Source organism: Cuneatibacter sp. NSJ-177 (genome assembly GCF_022867805.1).
Lineage (GTDB): Bacteria > Bacillota > Clostridia > Lachnospirales > Lachnospiraceae > Pseudolachnospira.
On the sequence record NZ_JALIFO010000014.1, the window covers coordinates 202,822 to 218,005 of the forward strand.

The 15,184-nt window shown below is 50.0% G+C and carries 18 protein-coding genes and 1 pseudogene; 4 read left to right on the forward strand and 15 right to left on the reverse strand.

What is annotated here, in order from left to right:
- Nucleotides 1-57: 57 nt before the first annotated feature.
- From MUB23_RS17690 to MUB23_RS17740, 11 genes are all read right to left on the reverse strand, one after another.
- Nucleotides 58-1,983, reverse strand: coding sequence for a PAS domain-containing hybrid sensor histidine kinase/response regulator (locus MUB23_RS17690; protein WP_244802074.1), 1,926 nt, complete (start codon nt 1,981-1,983; stop codon nt 58-60).
- A 385-nt stretch (nt 1,984-2,368) separates the two neighbouring features.
- The gene (locus tag MUB23_RS17695) at nt 2,369-2,557 is read right to left on the reverse strand and encodes a hypothetical protein (protein ID WP_244802075.1); all 189 of its coding nucleotides are present in this window, start codon (nt 2,555-2,557) and stop codon (nt 2,369-2,371) included.
- A complete protein-coding gene (locus tag MUB23_RS17700; protein ID WP_244802076.1) occupies nt 2,554-3,003 on the reverse strand; it encodes a SpoVA/SpoVAEb family sporulation membrane protein in 450 nt (149 codons plus the stop codon). Before MUB23_RS17700 ends, MUB23_RS17695 begins: the two co-directional genes overlap by 4 nt.
- A gap of 203 nt (nt 3,004-3,206) precedes the next feature.
- A complete protein-coding gene (locus tag MUB23_RS17705) occupies nt 3,207-3,632 on the reverse strand; it encodes a stage V sporulation protein AB (RefSeq protein WP_244802077.1) in 426 nt (141 codons plus the stop codon).
- On the reverse strand, nt 3,622-4,254 hold the full coding sequence (locus MUB23_RS17710; RefSeq protein ID WP_244802078.1) for a stage V sporulation protein AA: 633 nt from the start codon (nt 4,252-4,254) through the stop codon (nt 3,622-3,624). Before MUB23_RS17710 ends, MUB23_RS17705 begins: the two co-directional genes overlap by 11 nt.
- Nucleotides 4,227-4,388, reverse strand: coding sequence for a hypothetical protein (locus MUB23_RS17715; RefSeq protein WP_244802079.1), 162 nt, complete (start codon nt 4,386-4,388; stop codon nt 4,227-4,229). Before MUB23_RS17715 ends, MUB23_RS17710 begins: the two co-directional genes overlap by 28 nt.
- Before the next feature lie 90 nt (nt 4,389-4,478).
- Complete coding sequence (gene sigF, locus MUB23_RS17720) at nt 4,479-5,192, reverse strand: RNA polymerase sporulation sigma factor SigF (protein ID WP_244802100.1); 714 nt, start codon at nt 5,190-5,192, stop codon at nt 4,479-4,481.
- Complete coding sequence (gene spoIIAB, locus MUB23_RS17725; RefSeq protein WP_244802080.1) at nt 5,185-5,637, reverse strand: anti-sigma F factor; 453 nt, start codon at nt 5,635-5,637, stop codon at nt 5,185-5,187. The genes sigF and spoIIAB overlap by 8 nt, the downstream gene beginning before the upstream one ends.
- A 17-nt stretch (nt 5,638-5,654) precedes the next feature.
- Entirely contained in the window at nt 5,655-5,981 is a 327-nt protein-coding gene (locus MUB23_RS17730; RefSeq protein ID WP_244802081.1) for an STAS domain-containing protein, read from the reverse strand.
- A 183-nt stretch (nt 5,982-6,164) separates the two neighbouring features.
- Nucleotides 6,165-7,526 (reverse strand): tetratricopeptide repeat protein, encoded by a 1,362-nt coding sequence (locus tag MUB23_RS17735; RefSeq protein ID WP_244802082.1) that lies wholly within the window; start codon nt 7,524-7,526, stop codon nt 6,165-6,167.
- The gene (locus MUB23_RS17740) at nt 7,527-7,667 is read right to left on the reverse strand and encodes a hypothetical protein (protein ID WP_244802083.1); all 141 of its coding nucleotides are present in this window, start codon (nt 7,665-7,667) and stop codon (nt 7,527-7,529) included.
- A 287-nt stretch (nt 7,668-7,954) separates the two neighbouring features.
- Between MUB23_RS17740 and MUB23_RS17745 the strand changes: the two genes are divergently transcribed.
- The 4 genes from MUB23_RS17745 to MUB23_RS17760 are packed head-to-tail and all read left to right on the forward strand — an operon-like array spanning nt 7,955 to nt 11,039.
- On the forward strand, nt 7,955-8,296 hold the full coding sequence (locus tag MUB23_RS17745) for a PadR family transcriptional regulator (RefSeq protein ID WP_244802084.1): 342 nt from the start codon (nt 7,955-7,957) through the stop codon (nt 8,294-8,296).
- Nucleotides 8,293-8,853, forward strand: coding sequence for a DUF2812 domain-containing protein (locus MUB23_RS17750; RefSeq protein WP_244802085.1), 561 nt, complete (start codon nt 8,293-8,295; stop codon nt 8,851-8,853). The genes MUB23_RS17745 and MUB23_RS17750 overlap by 4 nt, the downstream gene beginning before the upstream one ends.
- A 36-nt stretch (nt 8,854-8,889) precedes the next feature.
- On the forward strand, nt 8,890-9,825 hold the full coding sequence (locus MUB23_RS17755) for an ABC transporter ATP-binding protein (RefSeq protein WP_244802086.1): 936 nt from the start codon (nt 8,890-8,892) through the stop codon (nt 9,823-9,825).
- On the forward strand, nt 9,822-11,039 hold the full coding sequence (locus MUB23_RS17760) for an ABC transporter permease (RefSeq protein ID WP_244802087.1): 1,218 nt from the start codon (nt 9,822-9,824) through the stop codon (nt 11,037-11,039). Before MUB23_RS17755 ends, MUB23_RS17760 begins: the two co-directional genes overlap by 4 nt.
- A 249-nt stretch (nt 11,040-11,288) precedes the next feature.
- Here MUB23_RS17760 and MUB23_RS17765 read toward each other — a convergent pair whose 3' ends face one another.
- The 4 genes and pseudogenes from MUB23_RS17765 to MUB23_RS17780 all read right to left on the reverse strand — a co-directional run.
- Nucleotides 11,289-12,212, reverse strand: coding sequence for a DMT family transporter (locus MUB23_RS17765; protein WP_244802088.1), 924 nt, complete (start codon nt 12,210-12,212; stop codon nt 11,289-11,291).
- Between the two features lie 1,398 nt (nt 12,213-13,610).
- Nucleotides 13,611-13,799, reverse strand: a pseudogene (locus MUB23_RS17770) (hypothetical protein); the annotation flags it as partial.
- A 159-nt stretch (nt 13,800-13,958) separates the two neighbouring features.
- Nucleotides 13,959-14,147: a hypothetical protein gene (locus tag MUB23_RS17775; RefSeq protein WP_244802090.1), complete on the reverse strand. Its 189-nt coding sequence runs from the start codon at nt 14,145-14,147 to the stop codon at nt 13,959-13,961.
- 167 nt (nt 14,148-14,314) lie between these two features.
- Nucleotides 14,315-15,184: peptidoglycan-binding protein (locus tag MUB23_RS17780; protein WP_244802091.1), on the reverse strand; the 870-nt coding region annotated here is incomplete at its 5' end.

Sequence of the window (15,184 nt, forward strand, 5' to 3'; positions counted from 1 at the left end):
AAAAAACAGCGGGAAGTTCGAACTCTGTATCCCTATGCAGCCATCCTTTGCAGTCCCTCAACGCCTTACTTTGCTCAGCACCCGGTAGAGCTGTTCTTTTTCAATCGGCTTTGAGACATGGGCATTCATGCCAGCTCTTTTCACCTTTTCAATATCTTCCTTAAACGCATCCGCCGTCACGGCAATGATCGGCACCGAAGCGGCGTCCGGGTGATCTAGCTTTCGAATCGCGGCCGCGGCCTCATAGCCGTTCATCACAGGCATGCGGAGATCCATCAGGATGGCCTGGTAATACCCCTGCTTGGACTGTGCAAATTTCTCCACAGCTTCCTTTCCATTTTCCGCAATTTCTACTGTCAGGCCCTGCATTTCCAGCATTGCCTTCGCAATCTCCAGATTCAGCAGATTGTCTTCCACCAATAGAATCGGCTGATCGGAAAACTGCCAATCTTCCTCTTTCTCTTCCTTAGGCGGGAGGTCCCATTTCCGCGCCTTGGCAAACGGAATGTCCAACCGGAAGGTGGTTCCCTCCCCGACCCGGCTCTCCACCTCGATCGTCCCTCCCATCAGGCGGACCAGATTCTGGGAGATGGCAAGGCCAAGGCCGCTTCCCTCAAAGACTCGCCCTCCGCCCTTTTGTTCCTGCTCAAAAGGTTGAAACAGCTTTTTCTGAAACTCTTCCGACATCCCAATCCCGTTGTCCGAAATGGTAATCCGGAGAATATCCTTTCCCTTTTTCCATCCCACCTTCCGGACTTCCAGGGAAACCCGCCCGCTTTCCTGCGTGTATTTCATCGCATTTCCCAGCAGATTCATCAGCACTCGCTTTAAGTGCAGTGCATCCCCCAGATAATAGTCCGCCACTGAATCGTTTATCTCAAAGACAAACTCCTGGCGTCTCTGCCTTGCCTGGCTCCGGCAGATGATTGCAACCTCGCCCAACAGCTCCCGCAGTTGAACCGGTTCCTCCACCGGCACCATTTTTCCGCTTTCGATTTTCGACATATCCAATACGTCATTGACCAGGGAGAGCAAAAACTTAGCAGAAACCTCGATTTTTCCCAGACAATTTCCCACCTTATCCGGGTGGCCCAGCTCATGCTCCGCGATGGCCGTCATGCCCAGGATCACATTGAGCGGCGTGCGGATGTCATGGGACATCCGGGAGAGGAAATCCGTTTTGGCCGTGCTGGCCTGGTTGGCCATTTCCAGAGCCTGATTCAGCGCCTCCCGCAGCGTGTGGATATCCCGAAAAGTTAAAAGTACCTGTTTTCCGTCGCTTTCCTCTTTCTCCATCACTGTGCCGATCAACTCGCACCAGCGGTAATTCCCCTCTGAATTCCGGCGCCGCATTTCCACGCTGAATTCATTTTGGCCTTCCTCCACATGGCGTCGCATACAATCCACGCGAAACATTTCAAAAAAGCGCTCCTGATCTTCCGGGTGGATCAACCGTTCCCCGTATTCACGGTTAAATTTTGCAAAATCTTCATTTTCCTGAATGCCAGATGCCGCCGCGTCAGCTTTATAAGTAATAAAAGAGTCAGTATCCAGATCAACCACCAAGAATTCACCAAACATTACGGACAATCCTGCGGACAAAATTCGTCGCTCCCGCTCCAAAGAAACCAGGACTTTCGCCATCTGCGCCTCTTCCTCTGTCCGCGTATGAGGCGTGACCGAAATCAAGAATGCCGGCAATTGTCCCTCTCCCCAGAACATTCTGGTGGCGGAAATATCCACAATCTCGCCAAAGGAATCTCCATAATTGACCGTAGTGTTCGTTTCTTTCTCTCCAATGGATAAAAGCGGACAGTTCCGGCACTCTCCTTTCCACACTTCATGGCAGACCATGCCGGTCCGTGCCGAAGGCGTTACCGCCTTCACCCGATCATTGCAGTACAAGATCTGATGATTGTCTGCACGAATAATATACACAGCGGTATTTCCCAAATGATTTAGTACCTTTTCCATGGAATCCATACGATTTGCTCCGTTTCTCTTCTGTAAGAAAGCCTGCTGCCGGCTTTCAACTAACCGCTACCTTTGTTTCCGTATCGTAGCCAACGCCCCTTCGGTAAACTGCACCTTAAAGGCAATAAAACCGCATTAACAGATGTGCCTTCCACACCTTTCAGAGAATCGACAAGATCAAATTATAACTATAAGTGAATCGAGTCCGCAGATACCTCTCGCCGAGCGCCCGGAGCGAATCCATCGGACTCCGCTTCAAGATCAATCCGTTCCGAATTCCATTTTTTATCAGCTTCCTTTTTTCATCTATAAATATAGGTTACCATAAAGTGATCGGAGTTGTAAACACTTTCGACAAAAAAGACAAAAGGGCAGCCAGATGGCCGCCTTTTTGTCAGTTCAAAGGGTCTAGATGTGCGATATCCTTGATAATTTGATCCATTTGCTCTTTCGTCTGAGCCTGTCTGGCCGCTTCCACGACCTGTCTTTTTTCCTGGTCGTTCATGCCGGCAAAATGATTCATCGCCTCTTCGTTCATCGCCAAACTAAAGCCAAATCCGATTGGCATGTCCTGCTCGTTCAACCCAACACCCCCCATGCTTTTAAAATCCAGTAGATTACCCCGCATGCCCAGCTTGCCAGGGTTCCGTAAAGAATAACCGGACCGGCAATCGTAAAAATTTTACAGCCGATTCCGAAGACCATTCCTTCCTTTTTGTACTCGATCGCAGGCGCCACCACGGAATTTGCAAAGCCGGTGATCGGCACCAACGCTCCAGCGCCGCCGAATTTTACGATGGAAGGAAAAATGTTGAATCCGGTCAGTATGATGCTGCCCAGGATCAGGCAGATCAAGGTCCAGACACTGGCGTCTTCCTTGGCCGTTCCCATGGAGACAAACCAGTTGGTGAGAGCCTGCCCGATCGTGCAGATCACTCCGCCCACCAAGAAAGCTTTCATGACATTCATCGGTGTGTTATGGGTCGGCGTAACCTGCTTGATATACTCGCTGTACTCCTGTTCGTTCATACGATTTCCTCCTTTTCCATAGTATCCCCTGGCTTTTTCCAAATTAACCGGATTTTTTGCATCAAATTCGGGGGATCAAAAAAGGCGGCACCGGATACCAGTTCCAATGCCGCCATGTCTTCTATCTAATTCTGTAAAATTCCCTAGTTCCCTTGCCGGAACCGCTATCGCCATCCGACAGGTCCGAATATTTTCCTGGTCCGTCACGATGCTGAGAATCCTTGAATAAAGTAGAAAAAGGATCCCAGGCATTTCCCAAGTGCCAGACTCAAAACCAAAAACTGCATTCCCTCCGACAGTTTCAACCTGCGGCAGAGCACGGGAAACGCATTCAGGGTTTCCGCCAGCGACATGATCAGGCAGCCGACAAAAACACCGTAAGCAACCCCAACGATCCCCAATAAGATCTGCCCGCCGGGGATGGCAAACTCGTAGAGGAATGCCAGATTTCCCAGGGTTCCCCCCAGAACAAAGCAGTCTTCATACCAATGGATCCGATGAGCCGTTCCCGTCTTAGCCGCCAGCCGCTGCACCAGCCCGATTGCGCTGATAAAAGCAAAAATACCGGCGGAAGTGATCCCTCCGGCCGCGAAGCCGGCAATTCCCAGCAATATTTTTTCAACTGACATCGACGCCGTCCTCTTTTCTGTCCGCATCCTGAATGATCGCCGTATTTACATCCTGCTCATACACTCTCATCTGAACCTCAAGCGGCGTCGGATCGTCGGAAACCTTCAGTTTGGAAAAATGATTAAAGAAAACAACGATGCCCAGAAAAAGTCCCAGGGAATAGGTCCACTCCAGCACGGTTCTGCCGTCCGACGGCTGCCCGATCACCAACTCATACAGGGTTTTAAAAATAGAGCCCACATCCACATCATTGTTAAATGTCATGATGGCAAAGGCCGCGCCCACAAATGTGATTACACAGACAACCGCCGTCTTCACATGCTCCAGCCAGGCATGCTTATTCGGTTTCTTGCGGCAGTCCACCACGGTGTCGCTGGCTCCCACGAAAGTCACCTGGATCTGAGAATCCTCACTTTGAATTTTACCCAGCACTTCCAGGGCAGAAAAAACGTAACGGTGTTTTCCTTTCGGCGGCACCTGGGCAATCAAGAGCCGCTCCCATTTTTGTTTCTCAGCCGGCTGATCACACCAGATTTCCGCAATCTGTCCCAGACGGATCTGGCGTTCGCGCACCGAGGCCTTATCTTTCAGCTTTACATAAAGCTCTCTTTTTCCAGACACTGTCCACACCTCCGTATCATCGTCGCATCGGCAGATATTCCTTGATCTTTCCGTCCGAAAAACCAAAGCCCCGCCGCCAGCAGGCACAGGATGAGCAAAAGCACCAGTCCCTTCCAGAGAAAAGTCTCTTTCATCGGCTCTGCCTCCTTTCCTTAATCTTGTCCGTCTTTTCCGGACAGTTCGGGATATCCCCGCGGCATTTCATGGATAGTATGGACAGTTTTTCATAGTTTTAATCGAAGCCTTTGCAGGATTTTCTTTTCCAGGCGGGAAACCTGGACCTGCGAGATTCCCAACACAGCGGCCACCTGGCTCTGCGTCTTTTCCTGGAAATAACGCATGGAAATCAAAGTTTTCTCCTTTTCCGTCAAGTCCTCCAGGAGTTCCTCCAAAACCATTTCATTCAGCACCTTTTCCTGAAAATCCGTCTTTTCCGCCAAACGGTCCACCAGTTGAATGTCATTGCCCTCACTCTGGTAAATGGTCTGATACAGTGATTCCACCTCGGCTCCGGATTCCAAGGCAGCCGCCAATTCTTCCGCGCCGACTCCCAGCTTGTCCGAGAGTTCCCCCAAAGTCGGTTCCCGTCCCAGCTGATTTCCCAGCTGTTCGGTGGCTAGGCGCGCCTTCATCGCCATCTCTTTCAGGGACCGGCTGACTTTAATCATCCCATCATCCCGGAGGAACCGCTTAATCTCCCCGGTAATGATCGGGACCGCATAGGTCGAAAACTTGACCTCATAGCTAAGGTCAAATTTATCGATAGCCTTCATCAGACCGATACAGCCGATCTGAGCCAGATCCTCCAGCTCATAGCCGCGCCGTTCAAAACGCCGGACAATGCTCCAGACGAGTCCCAGGTTGTCTGTCACCAACTGATCCCGCGCCGCCCGGTCACCCTCCGCTGCTTTTTGGAGCAGGCGCAGGTTTTCATCCATTACCATTGTCTTCCCCCGCACCGATTTTCTTTTCCATCCGGATTGTCGTTCCTTGATCCGGCGCCGAAATCACTTGAAGGCTGTCCATAAATGCTTCCATAAACGAAAAACCCATGCCGGAACGCTCCCCTTCGGGGCATGTCGTAAATAGCGGTTCCATCGCCTTTTCAATATCGGGAATCCCGACGCCCCAGTCCTGGATTTCCAGCGTCAACAGATCGCCCTCGATCTCTGCCAAAAGACGGATCTCACCTTCCCGGTCCCGGTATCCATGTACCACCGCGTTGGTCACTGCCTCGGACACGGCGGTGCGGATATCCTCTAACTCTTCCAGCGTCGGGTCCAGGCGGGCCACAAACGCCGCCACCACAGCCCTGGCGAATGCCTCGTTTCGGGAACGACTCTCCATCGTCAGCGTCATTTTCTCTCTTTGTTCTTCTCTCATGATCTTTCCTCTCCCTTCTATCGTTTCAGAGCGTCCGCTTCTTCTTCGCAGACCGCCGCCAGTTTTTCAATGCCGGACATCCGAAGCAGCCGCCGGATCCGGCGGCCCGCCCCATAGAGCGCCACGTCTCCTCCTGTCTCCTGCATCCGCTTATACCGCCCCAAGATCACTCCGATGCCGGTACTGTCCATAAAGTTTACCGCTGAAAAATCCAGTACGATCCGCCGGATATCATAGGAGCGCAGACACTCCTCCGTATCCTGCTTTAATGTCCCGCAGCTATGGTGATCCAGCTCTTCCGGCAAATGGATCACTAGATTTTTCCCGATCAATTCATATTCCATAAGTCCTCCTCCTTTGATCGCTTTCTCCTCCTGCCAAAGAACCGGCCGCTCCGCCTCAGCTTGATCCGGGCCGGGGCAAAGTGCAGCGGATTCCTTACGTGCAGGTCCCAATGAAACAAAAAGACATACACCAGACGTCTTCTCTCTGGTGTATGTCTTTTGTATATTTCTGCTTAAAGCCAATCAGCGCACGCGGCTGCTGGCTTGTTGGTAAAACTGGCTCTGCGGGAATTCATCGACGATCCGCTTAAAATACGGAGCCGCCTCGGTATCCCGTTTCGTGTTCTCATAGCACATGCCGATATAGAAAATCGCAGCGTCAAACTGAGGATCCAGCTCCAGGCAAGTCTCGAAAATCTGCATGGCATCGTTGTATTTATAATTATTGTAGAGCTCCATGCCGCTGTCGTAGATCTTCTGCACAACACCGCCGCTGTCCATAAAATCTTTCAGGAAATCGTAAACCGTTCCGAACGCCGCAGAATCCACCTGATCCCGCTCGATGGCGGTGAAGGCCGTGGCCAGATTTCCCCAATCCTGGTTCAGGTAGCAGTTGGCCGCGGTCAGCAGCCGGTCATAGTTGGTGATCGTACCGTTCTCGCCGGTATACTGCTCCATCTGCTTTTTCATGGTGTCGACCTGATCCTGCAAGTCGGTGACACTATTATTCAGGGTATTGATCTCGGAATCTTTCTGCTCGATTTTTTCATTATAGGAAATCGCGGTCTGGTTCCAGCGGTTGCTGGCCTCCCGCTCCCTGGCCGGTGCAATCAGGAAAAAATACGTACAGGCGCAGACGGCGACTCCGGTAACCAGCCCCAGCAAAAGCTGCAGGACCCGCGGTTTTTCCCGATAAGTTGGGACAATCACTTCCTCGGCCGCCTGCTGGGACATCTGCTGTTCCAGGTAGGAAACCTGCTTTTTAGGCTTGCTGATTTTCCCCCGGATTTCCCGCAGGTATTTCTGGCAGTAGGTATTCCCTTTATCCAACTGGAGAGCCCGTTTCAGCAGCTTGCTGGCTTTGGAATATTCGCCCTCGTTGATGTAAAGAAGAGCCAGGAGCTGGTATGCTTTCAGGAAACGGGGATGCTGGCCGATCACACCTTTCAGCTGAATCACGGCAAGGTCCTCACTGTCGTGCTTGGCATAGTCCAGGGCCTGGTTAAACTTCTTGATCGCCTGATTCATTCGCTCCAAGTCGGCTTTTTCCCCTTGGACCCGGTTCAGATAGCCGTCGGCGGGATTATGATCCGGCTGGAAATTCTTGCTGATCACCCATTGGCTCAGCGCTTCGACAATTTCCCCCATTTCATAATAGACCAGCCCCAGCAGATTCCTGGCCGGTATATTTTTCTTATCGAACTGCAAGCTCTTGCTCAGCATTTCCGCCGCGCCGGTCAGATCCCGCACCTTGGCCTTCTCCAAACCGGCATTATAGCAGCTGTTGGAAATCCGCACGATTTTCTTGTAAATCGTCACATCCGCGCCGCAGCGCAGGCAGAGCCTTCCGGAGCCCAGCACGCTTCCGCATTTGTAACAATTCATTTACTGCTGCTCCTTTTCCTTCAGAATCTCCAGCATGATGTCGGTCATGTCCCGCAGATTCATATTGACAATCACATCTTCGGCCTGTTCAATCTCCTTGCTAGGCTTAAATTTGCTCAGTTCCTCTTCAAAGTTGATCATGTATTTCCTCCGGTAAAACCATCCTTCCCGCTCTTAAGCGGCGCAGGCTTGTCCCTCTCAGGCCCTGCTGTCCATGCCTTTTGGGCAGGCGCTTTGTGCGGCAAAGTTTGCATAAATCTATTATACGGGAAGGAGTAAATTATGCAAGCGGTTTCTTTCGCAGGAATCGACCAATATTTTTCTTGACAGATTCCGGGGGGCCTGGTATATTTATATCGTCTTCCGATATATCGGGAGACGATATAAATGGAAATTTTAGGAATTGTTCTTTCGGAAAGGAGGCAAGGATGGCAGATAACCATGATTCAGGCGCCTTAACCGAAGCCGTATTCTACATTCTGCTCTCCTTGTACGAACCCTGCCACGGGTATGGCATCATGCAGAAGACGGAGGAGATGAGCAATGGCCGCGTCAGCCTCGGGCCCGGAACTCTCTACGGTGCGATCAACACGTTGATGGAGAAGGGATGGATCCATCCCTTCGGGGGCTATAGCCCCCGAAAAAAAATGTACTGCATCACAGAAGAGGGGAAGGCTGCCGTAAAACGGGAGCTGGAGCGCCTGGAAGAGCTGTTGGAAAATGGACGCCGGGTCTCTGATCCCTCCGAAAGAACGGAGGACACACGATGAAAAAAGTCCTGTTACGACCGTTTTATGACTATGAGAAAGAGGAGAAATGGCTGAACCAAAAAGCAAAGGAAGGCTGGGCTCTGACCTGGTACTGCTGGATGATCTATCGGTTCGAGCCCTGTGAGCCGGGAGAATATGCCTTTCGGATTGACTTTTTGAATCATCCCACCTGGCACCCGGCCAGCCGGGAATATTTTAGTTTCTTGGAAGAAATGGGAATTCAGGTAGTGGGGAAATGGCTTTTCTGGATCGCCTTGAAGAAGCGGACAGCCGACGGTCCCTTGGATCTCTACAGCGACTTGGAATCTCAGATCCGGCATTGCCAGCGGGTCGTGCGTTGGTTTACCGTCATTGCCGTAATTGAAATGATCGCCGTATTGATGATGCTGCCGGAATTTATTTTTCTGCACCTGATGGAGCATCATCCGTTCTTTGACTACCACAGCTTCTTCCTGATCTTGGTTTTCCTATTTTTATTCCTCCTGTTTCGTCTCCGCCAAAAGGTGCGCAAGCGGGAGCTGCGATACCGAAAAGAGCAGCAGATTCATGAAACCTGATATCCCGATTCTCATACATGCAGAAAGGAGCACTCAATGAGATTAGAAGTAAAAGACATAACCAAGAGCTTTGAGGAAAAAGAAGTTCTCCACGGAATTTCCTTTTCTGTAGAAAGCGGCCGCGCCCTCGGCCTTCTCGGACGAAACGGCGCCGGAAAAACCACGACAATCCGGATTCTGATGGATATTTTTCGTCCCAACTCCGGGGAAGTCCTGCTGGACGGCAAACCGTTTGCACCAGCTGCCCAGGCCATTGGATACCTTCCGGAGGAGCGGGGGCTGTACCCCAAAAAAACAGTACTGGAGCAGATGATTTATCTGGGCCGTCTCCGCGGGCTTTCCAAAAAGCAGGCGGAGGAAAACAGCGCCCGCTGGCTGGCACGCCTCGGTGTGGAAGAGTACGCCAAGCGGAAGCTGGAAACGCTTTCTAAAGGAAATCAGCAAAAAGTGCAGCTTGCCTCCACGCTGGTCAGCGATCCGGAAATTGTGGTATTGGATGAACCGTTCAGCGGTTTGGATCCGGTGAACTCCCAGATTTTAAAAGATGTGATCCGGGAACTGATCGCGGAAAATAAGCTGGTCATCTTCTCCAGCCACCAGATGAGTTACGTGGAAGAATTCTGTGAAGATATTGCCATCGTAAATTTCGGAGAAATCGTCCTGAAAGGCGATCTGCGCGACATCAAAAAGCGCTACGGCCAGAACCGCCTTATTTTGTCGGCCGACGGTTACTCCCTGGACCAATTGACTGGATTCTGCAAGGATCATCTTTCGGAACTGGTCACGGTCGATGGCCAGACCCGCGACTACCTGATTCTTGGCCTGAAGGAAGGCGCCTCCCGCCGCGGACTTTTGGAGCAGCTTTTGGCCGACGGCCTGCCCATCGAGCACTTTGGGACTTATGAGCCTTCCCTGAATGATATTTTTGTATCCTGCGTTGGCGAGGAGCAGGAGAACGGAGGTGCCGCATGAAAAACTTTCCTACGATTCTGGGCTTTGAGCTCCGGAACTATTTTAAGAACAAATCCTACATGATTTTAACGATCTTGATCGGCGTTTTAGCCATTGCCGCCATGTTCCTTCCAAGATTTTTCAACCTGTTCGGAGACGACAGCGGCGAGGATTCGGAAAGCCAGGATACCTATGCAGTTTACGATGAGTCCGGCGTGATTCCACAGGATCTGATCGCTTCCTTTTTCCCGGATACAGAAATTCGGACCGCCGCCAGCGCCGATGAGGTTCGAAGTCTTGTGGAGACTTCCGAGGCGGCAGCCGGCTTTGTCGTAACCTCTCCGACCGAGTACCAATACTATGTGTTCAACAAAACCATGGGCGACTCCGCCGGAATGGCGTTTACCTCTCTGATGCAGACCGCTTCCTTTATGAAGTACTGCTCCGACAATGGTTTGAACTTTACCGAGGTTCAGCAGCAAATGACTCCCGCCATCACTTACACCGAGAATATCCTTGGAAAAGATTCCGGCGAAAATTTCTGGTACTGCTACGGGCTGGTAATCCTGGTCTTTATGCTGATCATTCTCTACGGTGTGATGATCGCTACGTCCATCACACAGGAAAAGAGCAACCGCTCCATTGAGGTTCTGGTGACCAGCACCAATACGACGAGCCTGCTCTTCGGAAAAGTGATCGCCGGCGCTCTGGCCAGCTTGTTCCAGGTCGGTTTTGTGCTGGGCGGCGTGCTTCTCTCCTATGAGATCAACCGCAGTTTCTGGGGCGGACGGCTGGATTTTATCCTGCACATTCCCGGTGAAGTCCTGATCACCTTCGCTTTGTTCGGCCTGGGCGGCTTTCTCTTCTACGCCTTCCTGTACGGTATGATGGGCGCTCTGGTCTCCAAGACCGAGGACATCAACAAGACGGCAGGAAATGTCCAGATGCTGATCATGGTCGTCTACTTCCTGGTGCTGTTCCAGATCCAGAATCCGGATGGCATCATCATGAAGGTGGCTTCGTTCCTTCCGTTCTCTTCCTACAGCGCCATGTTCGTGCGGATCGCCATGGGGAGCGTGACGATGGTGGAGGTGGTAATCGCCTTTGGAATCCTGGTTCTCTCCATTTTAGGCGTGGGATATATCGGCGCCAAGGTTTACCGAAACAGCACTCTGCGGTACGGAAATCCGCTGAAGCTGCGCCATGCGGTGAAAGGGGTATTCCGGAAGGGGTAACCTTTGAGGCAGTCCCGCATATCCCTGGGGAAATGTCTGCCAGCAAAAAGGAGAACCAAGCATCACTTTGTTCTAGTATAAGATTTGAATAGGAAAATGCCCAGCGTTCCAGATTAGATTTGAAACGCTGGGCATTTTTTGTTGGAATAAAACAGAGGTATTTAAGCTTGATCTTGAAGGTTGAATGCGTTTTTATAGTCCAGACGGCGATAGGGATCTCCCAATTTCTCCGGTCTTGGACAAGGGGCTTTATTGCCCGGATGCCTTCTCTGCCTGCTGAGGCTTCTTTTTCCCCCACCGTCCCTCTGAAATCAGCAGGCCGGCCAAGGTCAGTACCGTACCCAGAACTGCCATTGGCGTAATGGTCTCATGGAGGATCAATGCCGAGGTAATAACGGTGATGACCGGGACAGCATAGATGTAGACGCTCGTCTTCATGACACCCAAACGGCGGACCGCAAAGTTCCAGGTGACAAAACAAAGGGCGGATGCGCCGAAGCCCAGGAAAAGGATGTTGAACAAATTTCCCGGCGCTGCGAATCGGGCCAATTCCAGCCGGAAATCCATCAGGACCAACGCCGGTATCATAAAGATCAGGCCGTAAAAAAACGTCCGCCTGGTGGTCAAAACCGTAGAATAGCCCAGGTTACTGATCTTCCTTGTAAGGAGAGAATAAACGCCCCAGACAAAAGCGGCGGCAAACGCTAAAAAGTCGCCGAAGGGATTCAGGGAAAACTTCGTGCTGCCATTCCAGCTGATCAGCACAATCCCGCCGATGGCAGCCAGAAAACCGAGAAAGAAGTTCCACCGCAGCTTTTCCTCCTTCAGGATCAGATGTGTCAGCAGAGTGGCAAAAAAAGGCGAGACCGAGAGCACCACGCCGACGTTGGACGCCATGGTATAGGTCAGCGCGATATTTTCCAGGAGGTAGTATAATGTCACGCCGCAAATTCCGGCCCCGGCGAACAGCCATTCCTGTCTGCGGTCCGTGGGGCGAAACCTGCGCGGACAGACCAAAAACAGGGCCACGATCCCGATTAGGAAGCGAAAAAACAGGATCTCAACCGGCTGAAAATCCACCAGCAGCAGCTTGGTGGCAATAAAAGTAGTTCCCCAGATTAATATGGTCAGGCCAGCGGCAAGGTGGCCTGTGGATTCTTTGGTGCGATTCATGGTTTTTCTTTCCTTTCCTAACGGTATAGGGTTGGATATACGCGTGTTTTAGATTTTATGCTGGAACGCTTTGGGTTCGGAAATTTTAAGGATAAAAAAAGAGAGTTTTGGCATTTCTGGCGGATCCGCGGGGCAGGCCTTAAAAATAGAGCTTGTTCAATTCTTGCTCCTTGCTCTGCTCCTTGAGTCTTGCTCTGTTTCTTGAGTCTTGCTCTGTTTCTTGAACCCTTTTTGCACTATCAGAGTCATTTTCCGTGCAAGGCTTGGCCTGCATTTTATTTTATCAGATGCACAAATACGGGTCTTGTAAAATATCAGCACTTTTACCCAAGGTCACTCTTACATGCTGGATTATAACATAAAATAAATAGGAAAAATAGTATTTTGTTGCGATGCGTATTGACAAACTCTGGTTCCTGGAACTGCTTCTCAAAAACTCAGGGTGTTTGATTGTTTGATCCCAAAATCTTATTGTGATTTTTTCTGTGGGTGGCAATGGGAGCCATGGAACTGACCGTACGGAGAGCCCTGGTACTGCAAATATCTTTTGTTTTTAAAGAAATGCTTCTTAATCCGTCGTAAAAGGAGATCGTATGATCAGAGGAGGCTAAGAAGAGGCCTTTTAACAAATAGTATGATAGAGAGAATAAAGTTGAAGTGCGGATTCCATGTCTGACTTTTCATTCTAGAATAAGCAAAAGCTCATTAGGAGTATCATGAAAAAGCTATTTTTATGATGCCGTGTATCATATCACATTGCTTTTCCGTTCAACTATGTTAAATGATTGTTTCTACAAAGATAATCTAATCAAAACGCCATATCTAAAAGCCCATAGCGTAAAATATGCCTCCCATAAGCTGGAGTTCCCTTAGAAATATAATGTGCAGGGTTTCGATCAGATTTTGCAGGAATTAGCTTATCAGAATTAACTTATTAGAATTAGCTTATCAGAATTAGCTTTTTATGAATGATTTGGATTAAGGAGGAATTTTAGAGAAAAGAGTGAGTTTCCACCCATTTCTCATCTCGACTTGGTTTTCGGCTCCAAGCTTTCCCCTGAAAAATAAAATAACCGCGGAAACACGACGTTTCCACGGTTGTCCCAAAATGATGAGCGATGGGGGATTCGAACCCAACATTCATATTAATAGGAAACAACGCATTTCCGACATTTGGCTTAAAAGCGTGATTCTTTGATTTTTATTATTGAAAACCACTATTAAAAAGCCATAAAAATATGGTATTTTGTAGCAAAGTATGACACGAAATATGACACGAAACCTTCCAAGAAACTATAGCCTCGGCAAACTCCAAGGCTACCTTTAAATTCACTTATTCTATACTATCCTGATACCAGATGGAGGAGCGGTGGCAAGCCCGCCCTCCTCTGTCGATTCCTAAGCCATTCCGATGGCTTCTTTTAATTTCTTAACTTCCCCGTCCAGGTGGTTAACCTTCAAATGATACATTGTATTTGGCTGCAGTGTCTTCAATGCCTCATCCAGTTTTCGGTCCAGACTTAAATGACCTTCGGCTATTAGTTGGATATTTTTATTTGTTTCATTTTCCAACGTGATTTCAACCTTTTTTAAACGCTTATCAATCTCTATTACTTTCTCCAAAATCATATCGAGCTTTTCGCTATCTGTCATCCCTATCCCTCCAACCAATTTTAGATAAGACCTTGCCTCACTTCAGCATTTTCATTGCAGCATATTAAAACCATTCCATTGAGCATTTTTAACCTATTCTGTTTGGATTTTTTCATCTACGCAGTACATGATAAAGGCTGACAGTGACATCCCAGCATTCTTTGCTGCGTTCTGATATTTCGCTTTTTTCCCTTTATCCGCCATGACCGTAATTCGGTCATATTTTTCCTTTTGGTATTCATTTACATACTTAAATGCTTCTTTTTTATCTGCAAACGCCATTCCTTCTCCACCTCATTTATACCTTACTACGTAAAAGCATTCTTGTAAATACGTATTTTTAAGCTTATTTATAAATATGCCTGCTCCAAAGGTACGAAGACAGAAGCAAAATAAGCCCCTGGGATCATTCCCAAGGGCTTCCCCTAAGCGTATGGAATTGCATACGTTTAAAATGTCTTGTCATAATTTCCCGCCAATGCCGCGAATGTCTGCTTCCCGCAGTGACCGTCCACTTCCAGGTCATCGGTGTCGGACTGGAACTGCCTGATCGCAGCTTCGCACCCGGAGCCACAGCTGCCGTCAAAGCCATCCGGATCATATCCCCGGCCGTACAGCAGGCCCTGCACGATCCGAACGTTATCGCCCTTGACTCCGCGCCTAACGGTCGCATAGGCCGCCTTAGTCTTGGTCCCGAAACTGCCATCCACAGCCAGACCGGCGCCGCAAGCATAATTAAGATATACCTGCATAGCCATGATTGCTGCCCGCCGGGTTGCTGGCCCGCAGGTTCCGTCAATCACCAATGGCTCACCGAGGCAGCCCTCCAGGTAGCTATTGAGCCAGCGTTGATAGGCCATCACCGGGGTATCTGGCACCGAGTGCTTGCGCTGGTATTCTTCGGATCTTAAAAAGCCCTGGCGGACCTCCTTGCGGCTCATCCCATCCCGCAGAGCAGTCACCCATCCCGCGGCGCCGGCGGCATCCGGCTCCCGGCTCAGGATCTCCCGATACAGCCCAGTTACATATTCCTGATTAGATTGTGTAACGTACGCGGGACGCCCATATCCAGCGATCTTACTATGATATAGGGCGTAACTCTTAAGCCATACGCCTCCTCCATTGGCTACCACGCCGGCACCGCCGGAGGTATTGCCTTCTACTGTATGTACCCGATCTTTTGTCACTTCTACCACAATGCCGGTATGGTTGATTCGGCTGGAGTTTTTGAAAAACACCACATCCCCCGGCAACGGATCGCTGGTGTGCCACTGCCCCCGATCCTTAAAATACTGCGCGGATGTTGGCGTGTAAGCAGC

Bases quoted from the DNA above. Each gene is read 5' to 3' on its own strand.
- MUB23_RS17690 (WP_244802074.1), bottom strand. From the start codon at position 1,983: ATGGATTCCATGGAAAAGGTACTAAATCATTTGGGAAATACCGCTGTG.
- MUB23_RS17700 (WP_244802076.1), bottom strand. From the start codon at position 3,003: ATGAACGAACAGGAGTACAGCGAGTATATCAAGCAGGTTACGCCGACC.
- MUB23_RS17705 (WP_244802077.1), bottom strand. From the start codon at position 3,632: ATGTCAGTTGAAAAAATATTGCTGGGAATTGCCGGCTTCGCGGCCGGA.
- MUB23_RS17715 (WP_244802079.1), bottom strand. From the start codon at position 4,388: ATGAAAGAGACTTTTCTCTGGAAGGGACTGGTGCTTTTGCTCATCCTG.
- sigF (WP_244802100.1), bottom strand. From the start codon at position 5,192: ATGGATGAAAACCTGCGCCTGCTCCAAAAAGCAGCGGAGGGTGACCGG.
- spoIIAB (WP_244802080.1), bottom strand. From the start codon at position 5,637: ATGAGAGAAGAACAAAGAGAGAAAATGACGCTGACGATGGAGAGTCGT.
- MUB23_RS17730 (WP_244802081.1), bottom strand. From the start codon at position 5,981: ATGGAATATGAATTGATCGGGAAAAATCTAGTGATCCATTTGCCGGAA.
- MUB23_RS17735 (WP_244802082.1), bottom strand. From the start codon at position 7,526: ATGAATTGTTACAAATGCGGAAGCGTGCTGGGCTCCGGAAGGCTCTGC.
- MUB23_RS17740 (WP_244802083.1), bottom strand. From the start codon at position 7,667: ATGATCAACTTTGAAGAGGAACTGAGCAAATTTAAGCCTAGCAAGGAG.
- MUB23_RS17745 (WP_244802084.1), top strand. From the start codon at position 7,955: ATGGCAGATAACCATGATTCAGGCGCCTTAACCGAAGCCGTATTCTAC.
- MUB23_RS17750 (WP_244802085.1), top strand. From the start codon at position 8,293: ATGAAAAAAGTCCTGTTACGACCGTTTTATGACTATGAGAAAGAGGAG.
- MUB23_RS17755 (WP_244802086.1), top strand. From the start codon at position 8,890: ATGAGATTAGAAGTAAAAGACATAACCAAGAGCTTTGAGGAAAAAGAA.
- MUB23_RS17760 (WP_244802087.1), top strand. From the start codon at position 9,822: ATGAAAAACTTTCCTACGATTCTGGGCTTTGAGCTCCGGAACTATTTT.
- MUB23_RS17765 (WP_244802088.1), bottom strand. From the start codon at position 12,212: ATGAATCGCACCAAAGAATCCACAGGCCACCTTGCCGCTGGCCTGACC.
- MUB23_RS17775 (WP_244802090.1), bottom strand. From the start codon at position 14,147: ATGGCGTTTGCAGATAAAAAAGAAGCATTTAAGTATGTAAATGAATAC.